The organism is Pseudoalteromonas atlantica, from assembly GCA_007988745.1.
Lineage (GTDB): Bacteria > Pseudomonadota > Gammaproteobacteria > Enterobacterales > Alteromonadaceae > Pseudoalteromonas > Pseudoalteromonas atlantica.
The window spans coordinates 1-1,208 of the sequence record BJUT01000120.1 but is presented as its reverse complement, the minus strand read 5'-3'; the positions used below and the strand labels follow the sequence as shown (position 1 = coordinate 1,208).

General features: G+C 38.0%; 1 protein-coding gene. It reads left to right on the top strand.

Annotated elements, in window-relative coordinates; genetic code table 11:
• The first annotated feature begins 187 nt into the window (after positions 1 to 187).
• On the top strand, positions 188 to 1,171 hold the full coding sequence (locus PAT01_RS19960) for an IS110 family RNA-guided transposase (RefSeq protein ID WP_138580059.1): 984 nt from the start codon (positions 188 to 190) through the stop codon (positions 1,169 to 1,171).
• The last annotated feature ends 37 nt before the right edge of the window (positions 1,172 to 1,208 follow it).

Sequence of the window (1,208 nt, the reverse complement as noted above, 5' to 3'; positions counted from 1 at the left end):
TTGTATCTCTCGTTGATAAATGATTAGCTATCATTTATCACATCGAAGTCAGTGAGCTTGCCTTTGCGCCTAGTATTTAATACTGCTCCGTAGATAAAGCCCTGACTTTCTATTCTCACAAACTGAATGGTATCCAAGCACACTTTTATTTAAGTAGATGCTGTATGTACAAGGGGAGTAAGTAGAGATGATGTTTATCGGCATTGATATTAGTAAAGAGAAAGTTGATTTATCGTGGTTGAGAGACCAGCCTACAAACAAGATTAAAACAAAAGTCTTTAAAAACAAGCATCAAGACTTTGAGAAAATAGAAAAGTGGCTTTTAAATACAACTAAAAGCGTTGCTAGTGAGCTCGTTATCACCCTCGAACCAACGGGTGTTTATCATGAAGCACTGATGTATTTTTTACATGAGCAAGGCTTTAATATTATTTTAGCGAATACAGGCAAAGCGAAAAAGTATGCTGACGCGTTAAACATAATTCATAAAACAGACAAATCTGATGCAACGATGCTTGCCCACTACGGCTGTGCAAAGCACGCAGTCGTTGATTATTGGCAACCTGAAGCGTTAGAAGTTAGAGAGCTTAAAGCTCTTATCCGTCGTTTAGATGCGCTTGAGAGTAACCGGCAACGAGAAGCTAACCGATTAGAAGCAAGTGAATTCAGCAACGTTTCAGCACGTGTTCGCCAATCGATAAAAGTGACTATCGCATTTTTAGATGACGAAATTAAACAGCTTAAATCTGACATTGATGATCACATAGATAATGAGCCTGGTTTAAAAAGAAACAGGAAACTACTAGAGTCTATACCTGGCATTGGGCATGTATTATCGAGAGAGCTGACATATTTGTTTGCGGCTAAAAAGTTTAATAAAGCCAAAGAAGCAGCAGCTTATTGTGGATTAATCCCACGGCACAATGAATCGGGTAAATTAAAAGGGCGAACAACAATCAGTAAACTTGGGCCAGCCAGAATTCGCTGTAAACTCTACATGGCAGCCATTGTCGCTGGGCAATGGAATAAAAGAATAAAACGACACAAGTTAACATTAATAAATAACGGTAAAACACCGATGCAAGCTGTATGTGCGAATATGAGAAAGCTCATTCATATATGTTTTGGTGTAATAAAAAACCAAGAAGAGTTTAAGCTCCAAGAAAGTTAAGTACGACCTTGAAGCTTAAAATGAGAGATGGTATCTA